The organism is Shimia sp., assembly GCF_041624275.1.
Classification (GTDB): Bacteria; Pseudomonadota; Alphaproteobacteria; order Rhodobacterales; family Rhodobacteraceae; genus Shimia.
This window is the reverse complement of sequence record NZ_JBFJVE010000057.1, coordinates 1-14,666: the sequence shown is the minus strand read 5'-3', so window position 1 is coordinate 14,666 and position 14,666 is coordinate 1. Positions and strand designations below refer to the sequence as shown.

The following is a 14,666-nucleotide window of genomic DNA, read 5'->3' as shown; positions in this document are numbered from 1 at the left end:
CGCTCGCTGATGGACCAGAAAAGCTTTGCCGAGGGCGCCCGCGCCTTCATCCTCTGGGGCGCAACAATGATCGACCAGGCGCACCGCAAGAGCGACAAGGATGCCGACGGGCTGGTCAGCCTGCTGACCCCGGTGATCAAGGGTTTCCTGACCGACGAAGGCTATGACATGACCGTCAAGGCGCAGCAGATCTATGGCGGCCACGGCTATATCGAAGAACATGGCATGAGCCAGTTCACCCGCGATGCCCGGATCGCGATGATCTATGAAGGCGCCAATGGCGTGCAGGCGCTGGATCTGGTCGGGCGCAAGCTGGCCGCGGATGGCGGCAAGCACGTGATGGCCTTCTTCGAGCTGGTCAAGAGCTTCTGCAAGGAGAATGCCGACGACGCGGCGCTGGCCGATTTCGTCGGCCCGCTGAAGGCCGCCTCGAAGGACCTTCAGGCCGCCGGCATGTACTTCATGCAGAACGGCATGAAGAACCCCAACAACGCGCTGGCCGGCTCCAACGACTTCATGCATCTTTTCGGCCATGTCTGCCTCGGGCTGATGTGGGCCCGGATGGCCAAGGCCGCGACGTCACAACTGGCCGCGGGCAGCTCTGACGCCGCGTTCTACGAGACCAAGCTGGCCACCGGGCGCTACTACATGGCGCGCCGCCTGCCGGCCACGGCCATGCATCTGGCGCGCATCCAGTCGGGTGCCGACACGGTGATGGCGCTGGACGCCGAGGCGTTCTGAGAAAGGTGCGTGAGATCACGCACCCTACCGAAAACGACGGCTGTGGCGGGGTTTCCCGCCCCGGCCACAGGCATTCAAGGGAGGACAGATGCCGAAACGCTTTCGCCTGACCCGCCGCTTTCCGGTCGCGATGACCGCCGATGGCTATCGCCGTTTGCGCAGCTTTGCGGGCGACGCGGGTCTGGATGAGGGCGAGGCGCTGTCCTTTCTGTTTGAAAACTTCGATGCCGTGACCGACGGCGATGCCCTGGCGCTGAAACTGCGCGATTTCAATTCCAAGCTCGAGGCGCGCAAGCGCTGAGCCGCCACAGGAGACCAAGATGACGTCCAGCTGGATGACCGAAGACCACCAGATGTTGGCCGATTTGACCGCCAGGTTCATCACCGATGAATGGGCGCCGCGGTTCGAGAAATGGCGCAAGCAGGGCGAGATGGACCGCGAGACCTGGAACGAGGCCGGGGCGCTGGGCCTGCTCTGCCCCTCGGTGCCCGAGGAATACGGCGGGGTCGGCGGCGATTTCGGTCACGAGGCGGTGATCCTGATGGAAGCCAACCGCGCCAATCTGGCCAGCTGGGGTCACGGCATCCACTCGGGCATCGTCGCCCATTACATCCTCGCCTATGGCTCCGAGGAACAGAAACAGCGCTGGCTGCCGAAAATGGCCACCGGCGAGATCGTCGGCGCGCTGGCGATGACCGAACCCTCGGGCGGCTCGGACGTGCAGGCGATCAAGACCCGGGCCATCAAGGACGGCAATTCCTATCGCCTGACCGGCTCCAAGACCTTCATCACCAACGGCCAGCACGCCAACCTGGTGATCGTCGCCGCCAAGACCGACCCCTCGGCCGGGGCCAGGGGCACCTCGCTGGTGGTGGTCGAAACCGAGGGCGCCGAGGGCTTCACCCGGGGCCGCAACCTCGAGAAGATCGGCTGCCACGCGGCGGACACTTCGGAACTGTTCTTCGACAATGTCGAGATCCCGCCCGAGAACATCCTCGGCGGCGAAGAGGGCCAGGGGTTCTACCAGATGATGCAGCAGCTCGGCCAGGAACGGCTGGTCATTGCCTGTATCGCCCAGGGGTCGATGGAGGGCGCGGTGGAACGCACCATCGCCTATTGCAAGGAACGCGAAGCCTTTGGCGGCCCGATCCTGCAGTTCCAGAACACCCGCTTCAAACTGGCGGAATGCCTGACCAAGACCAAGGTGGCACGGGCCTTCCTCGATGAATGCATCGCCGAGCTGATCGCCGGCGAGCTCACCGTCGAGAAGGCGGCGATGGCCAAATACTGGATCACCGACACCCAGGGAGAGGTGCTCGACGAATGCCTGCAGCTCTTCGGCGGCTACGGCTACATGCAGGAATATGCCATCGGCGAAATGTGGACCGATGCCCGGGTGCAGCGGATTTACGGCGGCACCAATGAGATCATGAAGGAACTGATATCGCGCAGCCTGTAACCGCAGGCCGCGATGAAGGGGGGGACGTTGGAATTTGAGTATTTGAAGCGAGATGAAGCCGCAGGTCCACCCTGCCATCCGGCACGGCGCAAACCGCTGGGACAGCAGGGCTTCACCTCGCACGGTCATCGGCCCTCCGGCCTGTACCGCAAACTCGATACTGAGGGATGATCCTTAATGAATGGTAAACCCGCCCCGCATTCATCTTGCCAGAAATACTCTGCGGGGGTGCGGGGGTGCAAAACCCCCGCCGCCTCGCCAACCACCGGGAGAGACATATGACCATCAAACTCTACTGCTTCGGAGAAAGCGGGCATTCCTACAAGGCGGCCCTGGCGCTGGAACTGTCGGGGCTCGACTGGGAACCGGTCAAGGTCGACTTCTTTGCCGGCGAGACCCGCAGCCCGGAGTATCGCGACAACATCAATGAGCTTGGCGAAGCGCCGGTGCTGGTCGATGGCGATGTGAGGCTGACCCAATCGGCGGTCATCCAGGATTACGTGTCCGAGAAATCGGGCAGGTTCGCCGGCAAGGACAGGGCCGAACAGCGCGAGGTGCTGCGCTGGCAGTTCTGGGACAACCACAAATTGTCCTCGGTCGTCGGCATGACCCGTTTCCTGATGAATTTCCTGCCCGAGGACAAGCAGCCCAAAGAGGTGATCGCCTTCAATCTGGGCCGTCTCAAGGCCGCCTATGCGATCCTCGACAGGCATCTCGAGGGGCGCGACTGGATCGTCGGCGACGGCGTCACCAACGCCGACCTGACCTGCTGCGGCTACCTGTTCTACGACGAACCCTTCGGCTTTGCGCGCAGCGACTGGCCGAACATCGACCGCTGGCTGTCCAACATCCAGGCGCTGGAGGGCTGGAAACACCCCTATGATCTGATGCCCGGCAACCCGGCGGAGCGCGGCGCATGATGTGGAAGCTCATCATCCTGATCATCGGCGAGGCCAGCTTGATCGGCGCCGATAGCCTGACCTTTGTCAACCCGGCCCAATGCGCGGCGGCGGCGGAAGAGATCCGCTCGCTGGCCGAGGCGCAGCAGGCCGTCATTCAAACCACTTGCATTGAGGGCATTTTCCTCAACGGATACGGAGACTGATACCCATGACTGAAGCCTATATCTATGACGCCGTGCGCACCCCGCGCGGCAAGGGGCGCAAGGACGGCGCCCTGCACGAGGTGACCTCGGTGCGCCTGTCGGCCAATGTGCTGAACGCGCTGAAGGACCGCAACGGGCTCGACGGTCACGCCGTCGAGGACGTGATCTGGGGCAATGTCACCCAGGTCAAGGAACAGGGCGGCTGTCTGGCGCGCACCGCCGTCATGGCCTCGGATCTGGATGAATCGATCCCCGGCCTCGCCATCAACCGTTTCTGCGCCTCGGGCATGGAGGCGGTGAACCTGGCTGCCAACCAGGTCAAGGGCGGCGCGGGCGATGCCTATATCGCCGGCGGCGTCGAGATGATGGGCCGGGTGGCGATGGGCTCGGACGGGGCGGCTGTCGCGGTCGATCCGTCGGTGGCCATGGAGCAGTATTTCGTGCCGCAGGGCATCTCGGCCGACATCATCGCCACCGAATACGGGTTCACCCGCGATCAGGCCGACGCGCTGGCGGTGGAAAGCCAGCGCCGCGCCAAGGCCGCCTGGGACGACAACCGTTTCGCCAAGTCGATCATCACCGTGCGTGACCAGAACGGCTTGCCGATCCTCGATCATGACGAATACATGCGCCCGCAGACCGACATGCAGTCGCTGGGCAGCCTCAAGGCCTCCTTCGAGGAAATGGGCAAGGTGATGCCCGGTTTCGACAAGATCGCGCTGATGAAATACCCGCATCTCGAAGCGATCAACCACATCCACCACGCCGGCAACTCGAGCGGAATCGTCGACGGCTCGGCCGGGGTGCTGATCGGCAACGCCGAATTCGGCAAGAAGTTCGGCCTCAAGCCCCGCGCCCGCATCCGCCAGACCTGCAAGATCGGCACCGATCCGACGATCATGCTGACCGGCCCGGTGCCGGCAACCCAGAAGATCCTCGCCGATGCCGGCATGGCGATCGGCGACATCGACCTGTTCGAGGTCAACGAGGCCTTTGCCTCGGTGGTGCTGCGCTTCCAGCAGGCCTTTGATGTCGACCCCGAGCTGGTCAACGTCAACGGCGGCTCGATCGCCATGGGCCACCCGCTGGGCGCCACCGGGGCGATCATCATCGGCACGCTTCTCGACGAGCTGGAACGCTCGGACAAGGAAGTCGGGCTTGCCACCCTCTGCATCGCATCCGGCATGGGTGCGGCGACCATCATCGAGCGCGTGTAAGGACCGAGAAAATGACTGATTTCACCATGAACGTGGGCGACGACGGCGTCGCCATCATCACCTGGGACGTGGCCGGCAAGAGCATGAACGTGCTGCGCGTCGAAGCCTTTGACGAATTGAACGCGCATATCGACGAGGTGCTCTCGAATGACGCCATCAAGGGCGCCGTGATCACCAGCGGCAAGGACAGCTTTGCCGGCGGCATGGACCTCAACGTGCTGGGCTCGATCCGCGAGAACGCCGGCGACGAGCCGGCCAAGGCGCTGTTCGACTTCACCATGCAGGGCCACGGGTTCCTGCGCAAGATCGAGCGCGCCGGCATGGACCCCAAGACCCTGAAGGGTGGCAAACCGATCGCCGCCGCCCTGCCCGGCACCGCGCTGGGCATCGGGCTGGAACTGCCGCTGGCCTGTCACCGCATCTTCTGCGCCGACAATCCCAAGGCCAAGATCGGCCTGCCGGAAATCATGGTCGGCATTTTCCCCGGCATGGGCGGCACCACCCGTTTCGTGCGCAAGATGGGCGCCATGGCGGCCTCGCCCTTCCTGTTGCAGGGCAAGATGGTCGACCCCAAGAAGGCCAAGGCTGCCGGCATCATCGACGAGGTGGTCGACGATCCGGTCGCGGCAGCGCGCGACTGGGTGCTCGGCGCCAAGGACGCGGACATCGTGAAACCCTGGGACGCCAAGGGCTACAAGATGCCCGGCGGAGAGCCCTATCACCCGGCCGGTTTCATGACCTTCGTCGGCGCCTCGGCCATGGTCAACGGCAACACCTGGGGCGTCTACCCGGCGGCCAAGGCGCTTTTGTCGGCGGTCTACGAAGGCGCCATGGTGCCCTTTGACACCGCGCTGAAGATCGAGGCCCGCTGGTTCGTCAACGTGCTGATGAACCCCTCGTCCTCGGCGATGATCCGCAGCCTGTTCATCAACAAGGAAGCGCTGGAAAAAGGCGCCAACCGTCCCGACGTGCCGGACCAGAAGGTCAAGAAAGTCGGCGTTCTCGGCGCCGGCATGATGGGCGCCGGCATTGCGCTGGTCTCGGCCAAGGCCGGCATGGAAGTGGTGCTGATCGACACCACGCAGGAGGCCGCCGACCGGGGCAAGGCCTATTCCGAAAGCTTCATGGACAAGGGCATCAAGCGCAAGAAGGCCACGCCCGAGCAGAAAGACACGCTGCTGGCGAAAATCAACGCCACCACCGACCTCAATGCCCTTGCGGACGTCGACCTGATCATCGAGGCCGTCTTCGAAGACCCGGGCGTCAAGGCCGAGATGACCAAGAAGGTCGAAGCCATCATCCCCGAGGATGCGATCTTTGCCTCCAACACCTCGACCCTGCCGATCACCGGCCTGGCCGAGGCCTCGGTACGCAAGGACCAGTTCATCGGCATCCACTTCTTCTCGCCGGTCGAAAAGATGGCGCTGGTCGAGATCATCAAGGGCCAGCAAACCGGCGAGCGCGCGGTGGCCAAGGCGCTGGATTACGTGCGCCAGATCCGCAAGACCCCGATCGTGGTCAATGACGAGCGTTTCTTCTACGCCAACCGCTGCATCATCCCCTATATCAACGAGGGCGTGATGATGGCCGGCGAAGGCGTGGCGCCGCAGCTTCTGGACCACGCGGCGCAGCTCTTGGGCTTCCCGGTGGGGCCGATCCAGCTGGTCGATGAAACCTCGCTTGATCTCGGCGCCAAGATCGCCAAGGCGACCATGGCGGCGATGGGCGATGCCTATCCGAAATCGGTGGCCGATGACGTCACCTTCTGGATGGTCGAGGAAGGCCGCCTCGGGCGCAAATCCAAGGCCGGGTTCTTCGACTATGACGAAAACGGCAAGCGCCTCGGCTACTGGAAAGGCTTCGGCGACAAGTTCCCCGAGTTGCAGGAACAGCCCGAGGTGATCGAGGTCCAGCACCGCCTGATCTTCAGCCAGGTGCTGGAAGCGGTGCGCGCACTGGAGGCCGGCGTGCTGGAAGACATCCGCGAAGGCGATGTCGGCGCCATCCTCGGCTGGGGCTTCATGCCCTGGTCGGGCGGCCCCTTCTCGTGGCTCGACATCGTCGGCGCGCCCTGGGCGGCCGAGACCTGCGACGCGCTGACCGCGAAATTCGGCGATCGCTTTGCCTGCCCGCCGCTCTTGCGCGAGATGGCGGACAAGGGCCAGACCTTCTACGGCCGCTTCGGTCAGGCCGCAAAAGCCGCCTGAGCCCGAAAAAACGATCTCAGAGAACGCCCGGCCGCAATGGCCGGGCGTTTTTTTGCCCAGAAACCATGGTGTTGCAATTCTTCCGTCAGGGCCCGGCTGTTCCGGTCAACCGGGATATTGACCCAAGCCACGAAAGCTGCAACTAATTGTCAGACAATTGAAGATACGCGTTTCTACGGTCTTGGGTGATCCGTGCAAAATGACGTAGAACACGGGATACCAACAGAATCGAGGGAGGAATCTGATGGGCTGGATGGCTGATGAAACCGGGCTGGACAAATGCGCGGCCAATTTCGTGCCGCTGACGCCGCTGTCGCATCTGCGGCGGGCACGGCAGGTGTTTCCGGATCATCTGGCGGTGAGCTATGGCAAGCACCGCAAGACCTATGCCGAATATTACGAACGCTGCACCCGGCTGGCCTCGGGGCTGGCGGGGCTGGGCGTCGCGCCGGGCGATGTGGTGGCAACGCTGATCCCCAACCTGCCGGCACAGGCCGAGGCGCATTTCGGCGTGCCCGCCTGCGGCGCGGTGCTGAACACCATCAACACCCGGCTCGATGTGGGCACCGTGGCCTATATCTTCGAGCATGGCGGCGCCAGGGCGGTGCTGGTCGACCCGCAGTTTCTCGAGCTGGCCGAGGCCGCCTGCGAGGCGATGGACGGCCCGCCGCCGCGTCTCGTCGAGGTCGCCGACGATCAGGCCGGGTTTCACGCCTCGGGGCGGCATCTCGAATACGAGGCGCTCTTGGCTTCGGGCGATCCGGATTTCGACTGGGTCCTGCCGCAGGACGAATGGGAAAGCCTGGCGCTGAACTACACCTCCGGCACCACCGGGCGGCCCAAGGGCGTGGTCTATCACCATCGCGGCGCCTATCTGATGACCATGGGCACCGTGGTCAGCTGGCGCATGGTGCTGCATCCGGTGTTCATGGCCATCGTGCCGCTGTTCCACTGCAATGGCTGGAACCACACCTGGATGATGCCGCTGATCGGCGGCACGCTGGTCTGCTGCCGAGACGTCAGCGCGCAGAACATCTACAACGCCATCCATTACGAGGGCGTCACCCATTTCGGCGGCGCGCCGATCGTGCTCAACATGATCGTCAACGCCCTCGCCGAGGAACGCCGCAGCTTCGAGCACACCGTCGAGGTCTTCACCGCCGGCGCCCCCCCGGCCCCGGCGACATTGGCCAAGATCGAGGATCTGGGCTTCAATGTCACCCAGGTCTACGGGCTGACCGAGACCTATGGCCATGTCACCGAATGCCTGTGGAACGACGCCGCCTGGGGCGATCTCGACAAGCCCGGCGTGGCGGCGATCAAGGCCCGCCAGGGGGTGGCGATGCCGATGATGGAACATATCACCGTGCTCGACGAGACCATGAGCCAGGTGCCGATGGACGGCAAGGCCCAGGGCGAGATCGCGGTGCGCGGCAACTCGGTGATGAAGGGCTATCTGAAAAACCCCGAGGCCACGGCCGAAGCCTTCAAGGGCGGCTATTTCCACACCGGCGACATCGCCATCCAGCACCCCGACAGCTATATCCAGATCGCCGACCGCGCCAAGGACATCATCATTTCCGGCGGCGAGAACATCTCTTCGGTCGAGGTCGAATCGGCGCTGATGGCGCATCCGGCGGTGTCGCTGGCGGCGGTGGTGGCGCTGCCCGACGAGAAATGGGGCGAGGTGCCCTGCGCCTTCCTGGAACTGCTCGACGGCGCCAGCGCCACCGAGGCCGAGATCATCGCCTTCGCCCGCGAATCCCTTGCCGGGTTCAAGGCCCCCAAGAAGGTGCTGTTCCAGGACCTGCCCAAGACCTCGACCGGCAAGATCCAGAAGTTCGAACTGCGCAAACTGGCCCGCGACCTCGCCTGAGGCCGCAGGCGGGTGCGCTCTGCCATTGCGCCCCGGCTTTCTCTTGCCCGAAATATCCCGGGGAACGGCGTCTTTTTCTTCCGAAAAAGGCGCCGTGGGGCAGCGCCCCCCGCAGCGGCGCGGCTTGACCCCGCCGCCGCATTGAGGCACCCCCGCGCGCATGGACTACGACACGATCATTCTTGGCGCCGGGGCCGCCGGCATGATGTGTGCCGCCCAGTGCGGCGGCCGCACCCTGGTGCTCGACCAGGCCCGGGCGCCGGGCGAGAAAATCCGCATCTCGGGCGGCGGGCGCTGCAATTTCACCAATCTTCATGCCGGGCCGGGCAATTTCCTCTCGGCCAATCCGCATTTCGCCAAATCGGCCCTCAGCCGCTATACGCAGTGGGATTTCATCGAGCTGCTGGAGCGCCATGGCATCGCCTGGCACGAAAAGACCCTGGGCCAGCTGTTCTGCGACGGCTCGGCGCGCCAGATCGTCTCGATGCTGACCGAGGAAATGGCCCGTGCCGGGGCCGAACTGAGGCTGCAAAGCCGCATCGTCGAGGTTGCGCATGACGGGGCGCGTTTCAGCGTCGAGGTCGAGACCGAGGGCCGCCGCCAGCGCCTAAGCGCGACCAATCTGGTGCTGGCCACCGGGGGCAAGTCGATCCCCAAGATGGGGGCGACGGGCCTGGCCTATGACCTGGCCCGCCGCTTCGCCCTGATGGTGACCGAGACCCGGCCGGCGCTGGTGCCCTTCACCTTTTCCGACAACCCGTTCAAGCCGCTCTCGGGCACCGCGCTGCCGGTGCGGGCCGGCGCCGGCGGCGCCAGTTTCGACGAGGCGCTGCTGTTCACCCATCGCGGCCTGTCAGGCCCCTCGATGCTGCAGATCTCCTCCTACTGGCGCGACGGCGACGAGATCCGCATCGACCTGTTCCCCGAAGGCGATGCTTTCGAGGTTCTGAAAGCCCGGCGTCACAGCGACGGCCGGCGCAACCTGACCACCGTCCTCGGACATCTAATCCCGGCCAGGCTGGCCGAGCACCTCGGCGCGCAATGGCAGCTGACCGGCAATCTCGCCGACCAGAGCGATGCCGCCCTGCGCGATCTGGCCGAGCGCCTGAGCAACTGGCGGCTGCGCCCCTCGGGCACCGAGGGCTACCGCACCGCCGAGGTCACGCTGGGCGGCATCGACACCGACGGGCTGTCGTCGAAGACCATGGAGGCCAAATCCCTGCCCGGCCTCTACGCCATCGGCGAGGCGGTGGATGTCACCGGCTGGCTCGGCGGGTTCAACTTCCAGTGGGCCTGGTCCTCGGGCTGGGCCGCCGGGACGGCGATTGCCGCCGCCGCTGGCCGGTCCTGAGCACGGCGGCGGGGGGCCGCGCCCCTAGCCCAGCAAGGCCCTGACCCGGGCGGCGAAATCCTCGCCGCGCTTTTCGAAACTGTCATATTGGTCGAAGCTGGCCGCCGCCGGGGCCAGCAGCACCGTGTCGCCGGGCTCGGCCTCGGCCACGGCACGGGCCACCGCCGCTTCCATGGTGGTGCAGATCTCGGCCTCGACCCCCTTGAGCTGAAGCGCGAAACCCGCCGCCTCGCGGCCGATCACATAGGCCTTGACCACCGCCCCGGCCGATGCCGCGAGATCGCCCGGCCCGCCCTCTTTCTCGAGCCCGCCACAGATCCAGCGGATGCGCTTGAACGCCCCCAGCGCCATGCGCGCCGCATCGACATTGGTCGCCTTGCTGTCGTTGACATAGGTGACGCCGCCTACCTCGGCGATGATCTGGCTGCGATGCGGCAGGCCGCTGAACGAGGCAAAGCCGGCTTCGATCACCCGCGGCGCCAGCCCCAGCGTGCGGCAGACCGCATAGGCCGCGCAGGCGTTCTGGTGGTTGTGCAGCCCCGGCAGCCCCTTGATGGCGCGCAGGTCGATCGAACCGGCCTGCCGCCCCTTGCGTTCTTCGACCAGAAAGCCCTTCTTGACGTAGACATTCCAGCCGGCACCGGACAGCCTGCGGTTGACCGAGATCCGGATCACCCGGTCATCGCCCTGCCCCATCGACATCTGCCCGGCGAGAAAGGCGCCCTCGGGCTCGTCGACGCCGATCACCGCGCGGTCGGGCCCGCCCTCGGCAAACAGCCGCCGCTTGGCCGCGAAATAGCCGCCCGCCCCCCCGTGGCGGTCGAGGTGATCGGGGCTGAGATTGGTGAAGACCGCGATATCCGGGGTCAGGCTGCGCGCCAGTTCGGTCTGGTAACTCGACAGTTCCAGCACCACCACCTCGCCGTCGATCGCCGGCTCGATATCGAGCACCCCGCGCCCGATATTGCCCGCCAGCTGGGTCGGCCGCCCGGCCTGTTGCAACACGTGATGGATCAGCGCCGAGGTGGTCGACTTGCCGTTCGATCCGGTCACCGCCACCACCTTGGGCATGGTGTCGAAACCGTCCCAGTCGCGGGTGGCGAATGAGCGGAAGAACAGGCCGATGTCATTGTCGACCGGCACGTCGGCGCCCCCGGCCGCCGCCACCACCGGGTTGGGCGCCGGGTAGAGATGGGGGATACCGGGGCTGACGATCAGCGCCGCCGCGTCCTCAAGGGCGTTCTGCTGCAACAGATCTTCACATTGAAACCCCTCGCCCTCGGCCACCGCCCGCGCCTCGGGGTTGTCGTCCCAGCACAGCGGCACGGCGCCACCCGCACGCAGGGCCCGCGCGGTTGCCAGCCCCGAGCGCCCCAGCCCCAAGACCGCCACTTTCCGATTTTCAAAACCCTTGACCGGGATCATCCGCCTGCCCTCGCAACCTGTTGCGACATGGCTAGCGGATATGGCGGGATTCGCAAAGCGCGCAGCCCGCCTGTCACCATCGCCAATTGCCGGTCTTCACGGCCTAGCGCACCTTCAGCGTGGCCAGCCCGATCATCGCCAGGATCAGCGAGACGATCCAGAAGCGGATCACGATCTGCGGCTCGCTCCAGCCCTTTTTCTCGTAGTGGTGATGGATCGGCGCCATCAGGAACACCCGCTTGCCGGTGCGCTTGAAATAGAGCACCTGCACGATCACCGAAAGCGCCTCGACCACGAACAGCCCGCCGACGATGCCCAGCACCAGCTCATGCTTGGTGGCCACCGCGATGGCACCCAGGGCGCCACCCAGGGCCAAGGATCCGGTATCGCCCATGAACACCGCCGCCGGCGGCGCGTTGTACCACAAGAAGCCCAGACCGCCGCCGGCGATCCCGGCGGTAAAGATCAGGATCTCGCCGGTGCCCGGCACGTAATGCAGATCAAGGTAGTTGGTAAAGTCGACCCGGCCCACCGCATAGGCGATGATGCCCAGCGTGCCGGCGGCGATCATCACCGGCATGATCGCCAGCCCGTCAAGCCCGTCGGTCAGGTTGACCGCATTGGCCGCGCCGACGATCACGATCATCGCGAAGGGCACGAAGAAGAAACCGAGGTTGATCAGCGTATCCTTGAAGAAGGGCAGCGCCAGATGCATCTGCATCGCCTCGGGCTGCAACGTCGTGCCCCACCAGGCGGCAATCGCCGCGATGACAAAGCCGATCGCCAGCCGCATCCTGCCGGACACCCCGTCGGTGTTCTGTTTCGACACTTTGGCATAATCGTCGGCGAACCCGATCAGCCCATAGGCCAGGGTGACGAACAGCACCAGCCAGACAAAGCCGTTGTCAAGCCGCGCCCACAAGAGGGTCGAGGTGACCAGCGCACCGACGATCAGCAGCCCGCCCATGGTCGGGGTGCCGGCCTTGACGAAATGACCCTCGGGGCCATCCTCGCGGATCGGCTGCCCCTTGCCCTGTTTGCGGCGCAGCACGTTGATCAGCGGCCGCCCGAACAGGAAGCCGAACAAAAGCGCCGTCAGAAAGGCCCCACCGGCGCGGAAGGTGATATAGCGGAACAGGTTGAAAAAATCCCCGCCATCCGACAATTCGGTGAGCCAAAACAGCATCTATGCGTCCTCGTCCTGTGAATGCGCAGCGGGATGGCCCAGTTTGCGGATGGCGTCAACCACTCTGGCCAGCCGCATCGACAACGAGCCCTTGGCAAGCACAGAATCGCCGGCATCGACCAGCAATCGGACCTTTTCCGCCAATTGCTCGCTGGTTTCGGCCCATTCGCCGCGTTTTTCGGCCGGCAGCGCCGCGTGCATGTGGCGCATCAGGGGGCCGATACAGTGGATCACGTCGATCGCCGCCACCGCCGGATGCCGCGCCATCTCGGCATGCATCTCGGCCTCCTGCGGGCCCAGTTCCTTCATGTCGCCGACAAAGGCCACCCGGCGCCCCTTGCCGATGCGCCCCAGCCCGTCGCGGGTCTCGGCCGCCGCCAGCACCTCGAGCGCGGCCCCCAGCGAGGTCGGGTTGGCATTATAGGCGTCGTCGATCAGGTCGAGCGTCTGTTCGATCTCGACCGGATCCAGATAGATCACTTCTCGCGCACCGCGCCCGGTGAAGGGCCGCCAGCGCCCGAGGTCGGCGGTGGCAATGGCCAGATCGGCGCCCAGCGCCTGGACCGAGGCCAGCGCACCAAGCGCGTTCATGGCGAAATGCCTGCCCGCCGAATTGATCTTGTAGACCACCGGCGCGCCTTCGATGGTCGCCCGGGCCACCGTCGTGTCACGCTTCAGCGTGACCCCGTCCAGCCGCCAGTCCGGCGCGCTCTCGCCAAACCCGGCGATCCGCACCCCAAGCGATCCGGCCGCATCCGTCAGCACCTCGGCAGTCCCGATATCGGTCGGCAGCACCGCCACGCCGCCGGGTTCCAGCCCCTGAAGAATGGCCGCCTTTTCCACGGCGATGGCGCGCACGTCCACGAAGGCCTCGAGATGCACCGCCGCGACGGTGGTGATCATCGCCACATGCGGGCGGGCCATCTGCGCCAGCGGTGCGATTTCGCCCGGATGGTTCATGCCGATCTCGATCACCGCGAATTCCGTGTCGGCCGGCATCCGCGCCAGGGTCAGCGGCACGCCCCAATGGTTGTTGTAGCTGGCCACCGAGGCATGGGTTCTGCCCTGCCCCGACAGCATGGCGCGCAGCATTTCCTTGGTCGAGGTCTTGCCCACCGAGCCGGTGACCGCCACCACGCGGGCAGCTGTGCGGGCGCGGCCGGCGCGGCCCAGCGCCTCGAGCGCGCCCAGCACGTCCTCGACGATCAGCAGCGGCGCATCGGGGGCGACCCCCTCGGGCAGATGCGACACCAGCGCCGCCCCGGCACCCTTTTGCAGCGCCTGGGCGACAAAGTCATGCCCGTCGCGCGCCGCCTTCAGCGCCACGAAGAGATCGCCCGGCTCAAGCGTCCGGGTGTCGATCGACACCCCGGAGACCGCCCAGTCGCCGATCGCCCTGCCGCCGGTCGCCGCCGCGGCCTCCTGCGCGCTCCACAGGGTCATGCCATGCCTCCGTCAAGGGCCGCGACCGCAACGCTGGCCTGTTCGCAATCGTCAAAGGGCAGCACGTCGTCGCCGACGATCTGCCCGACCTCGTGGCCCTTGCCGGCGATCAGCAGCGCGTCGCCGGGCTGCAGCGCGTCCACCGCGCGCAGGATCGCCTCGGCGCGATCGCCGACCTCGGTGGCGTCGGGCGCGCCTTCGAGAACCATGGCACGGATGCGCGCCGGATCCTCGCTGCGCGGGTTGTCGTCGGTGACGAAGACCATGTCGGCGTTGCGGGCCGCCGCCTGCCCCATCAGTGGCCGCTTGCCGGCATCGCGGTCGCCGCCGGCGCCGATGATGGCCACGAGACGCCCCATCACATGCGGCCGCATCGCCCTGAGCGCGGTTGCCACCGCGTCCGGCGTATGGGCGTAATCGACGAAGACCGCCGCACCGTTGCGACGCGTCGCCGCCAGCTGCATGCGGCCCCGCACGGTCCTCAGTTCCCGCAGAACCTCGAACACGCGCTGCGGCTCGGCACCGCAGGCAATCGCCAGCCCCGCCGCCAGCAGCACGTTCTCGGCCTGAAACCCGCCGATCAGCTCGAGCCGCGCCATATGGGCCTGGCCGCGGAAGGAAAAGCGGATGTCCTGCCCGGTGGCGTCGAACCGCT

General features: G+C 65.9%; 13 protein-coding genes. 9 read left to right on the top strand and 4 right to left on the bottom strand.

The window, feature by feature from the left end:
- The 9 genes from ABZD10_RS06435 to ABZD10_RS06395 all read left to right on the top strand — a co-directional run.
- On the top strand, positions 1 to 741 hold a 741-nt coding region (locus ABZD10_RS06435), incomplete at its 5' end, for an acyl-CoA dehydrogenase C-terminal domain-containing protein (protein WP_372885318.1).
- An 88-nt stretch (positions 742 to 829) separates the two neighbouring features.
- Complete coding sequence (locus ABZD10_RS06430; protein WP_372885317.1) at positions 830 to 1,042, top strand: hypothetical protein; 213 nt, start codon at positions 830 to 832, stop codon at positions 1,040 to 1,042.
- Between the two features lie 19 nt (positions 1,043 to 1,061).
- Positions 1,062 to 2,201 carry an acyl-CoA dehydrogenase family protein gene (locus tag ABZD10_RS06425; protein ID WP_372885316.1) on the top strand — a complete coding sequence of 380 codons (1,140 nt, stop codon included), beginning with the start codon at positions 1,062 to 1,064 and terminating at the stop codon, positions 2,199 to 2,201.
- 278 nt (positions 2,202 to 2,479) lie between these two features.
- Positions 2,480 to 3,121, top strand: coding sequence for a glutathione S-transferase family protein (locus ABZD10_RS06420; protein WP_372885315.1), 642 nt, complete (start codon positions 2,480 to 2,482; stop codon positions 3,119 to 3,121).
- On the top strand, positions 3,118 to 3,306 hold the full coding sequence (locus tag ABZD10_RS06415; RefSeq protein ID WP_372885314.1) for a hypothetical protein: 189 nt from the start codon (positions 3,118 to 3,120) through the stop codon (positions 3,304 to 3,306). Before ABZD10_RS06420 ends, ABZD10_RS06415 begins: the two co-directional genes overlap by 4 nt.
- Positions 3,307 to 3,311: 5 nt before the next feature.
- Positions 3,312 to 4,523 (top strand): acetyl-CoA C-acetyltransferase, encoded by a 1,212-nt coding sequence (locus ABZD10_RS06410; protein WP_372885313.1) that lies wholly within the window; start codon positions 3,312 to 3,314, stop codon positions 4,521 to 4,523.
- An 11-nt stretch (positions 4,524 to 4,534) separates the two neighbouring features.
- On the top strand, positions 4,535 to 6,730 hold the full coding sequence (locus ABZD10_RS06405; protein WP_372885312.1) for a 3-hydroxyacyl-CoA dehydrogenase NAD-binding domain-containing protein: 2,196 nt from the start codon (positions 4,535 to 4,537) through the stop codon (positions 6,728 to 6,730).
- 244 nt (positions 6,731 to 6,974) lie between these two features.
- Entirely contained in the window at positions 6,975 to 8,606 is a 1,632-nt protein-coding gene (locus tag ABZD10_RS06400; RefSeq protein WP_372885311.1) for an AMP-binding protein, read from the top strand.
- 160 nt (positions 8,607 to 8,766) lie between these two features.
- Positions 8,767 to 9,957: an NAD(P)/FAD-dependent oxidoreductase gene (locus tag ABZD10_RS06395; protein ID WP_372885310.1), complete on the top strand. Its 1,191-nt coding sequence runs from the start codon at positions 8,767 to 8,769 to the stop codon at positions 9,955 to 9,957.
- Between the two features lie 24 nt (positions 9,958 to 9,981).
- Here the strand turns inward: ABZD10_RS06395 and murD are convergent, their stop codons facing one another.
- The 4 genes from murD to ABZD10_RS06375 form a co-directional block, all read right to left on the bottom strand.
- A complete protein-coding gene (murD, locus tag ABZD10_RS06390) occupies positions 9,982 to 11,382 on the bottom strand; it encodes a UDP-N-acetylmuramoyl-L-alanine--D-glutamate ligase (protein ID WP_372885309.1) in 1,401 nt (466 codons plus the stop codon).
- A 103-nt stretch (positions 11,383 to 11,485) separates the two neighbouring features.
- Complete coding sequence (gene mraY / locus ABZD10_RS06385; protein ID WP_372885308.1) at positions 11,486 to 12,568, bottom strand: phospho-N-acetylmuramoyl-pentapeptide-transferase; 1,083 nt, start codon at positions 12,566 to 12,568, stop codon at positions 11,486 to 11,488.
- A complete protein-coding gene (gene murF / locus ABZD10_RS06380; protein WP_372885307.1) occupies positions 12,569 to 14,011 on the bottom strand; it encodes a UDP-N-acetylmuramoyl-tripeptide--D-alanyl-D-alanine ligase in 1,443 nt (480 codons plus the stop codon).
- Positions 14,008 to 14,666: Mur ligase family protein (locus tag ABZD10_RS06375; RefSeq protein WP_372885306.1), on the bottom strand; the 659-nt coding region annotated here is incomplete at its 5' end. The genes murF and ABZD10_RS06375, both read right to left, overlap by 4 nt.

What these genes read in the sequence shown, in the direction of transcription:
- ABZD10_RS06430 (WP_372885317.1), top strand. Translation starts at nt 830, where the DNA reads ATGCCGAAACGCTTTCGCCTGACCCGCCGCTTTCCGGTCGCGATGACC.
- ABZD10_RS06425 (WP_372885316.1), top strand. Translation starts at nt 1,062, where the DNA reads ATGACGTCCAGCTGGATGACCGAAGACCACCAGATGTTGGCCGATTTG.
- ABZD10_RS06420 (WP_372885315.1), top strand. Translation starts at nt 2,480, where the DNA reads ATGACCATCAAACTCTACTGCTTCGGAGAAAGCGGGCATTCCTACAAG.
- ABZD10_RS06415 (WP_372885314.1), top strand. Translation starts at nt 3,118, where the DNA reads ATGATGTGGAAGCTCATCATCCTGATCATCGGCGAGGCCAGCTTGATC.
- ABZD10_RS06410 (WP_372885313.1), top strand. Translation starts at nt 3,312, where the DNA reads ATGACTGAAGCCTATATCTATGACGCCGTGCGCACCCCGCGCGGCAAG.
- ABZD10_RS06405 (WP_372885312.1), top strand. Translation starts at nt 4,535, where the DNA reads ATGACTGATTTCACCATGAACGTGGGCGACGACGGCGTCGCCATCATC.
- ABZD10_RS06400 (WP_372885311.1), top strand. Translation starts at nt 6,975, where the DNA reads ATGGGCTGGATGGCTGATGAAACCGGGCTGGACAAATGCGCGGCCAAT.
- ABZD10_RS06395 (WP_372885310.1), top strand. Translation starts at nt 8,767, where the DNA reads ATGGACTACGACACGATCATTCTTGGCGCCGGGGCCGCCGGCATGATG.
- murD (WP_372885309.1), bottom strand. Translation starts at nt 11,382, where the DNA reads ATGATCCCGGTCAAGGGTTTTGAAAATCGGAAAGTGGCGGTCTTGGGG.
- mraY (WP_372885308.1), bottom strand. Translation starts at nt 12,568, where the DNA reads ATGCTGTTTTGGCTCACCGAATTGTCGGATGGCGGGGATTTTTTCAAC.
- murF (WP_372885307.1), bottom strand. Translation starts at nt 14,011, where the DNA reads ATGACCCTGTGGAGCGCGCAGGAGGCCGCGGCGGCGACCGGCGGCAGG.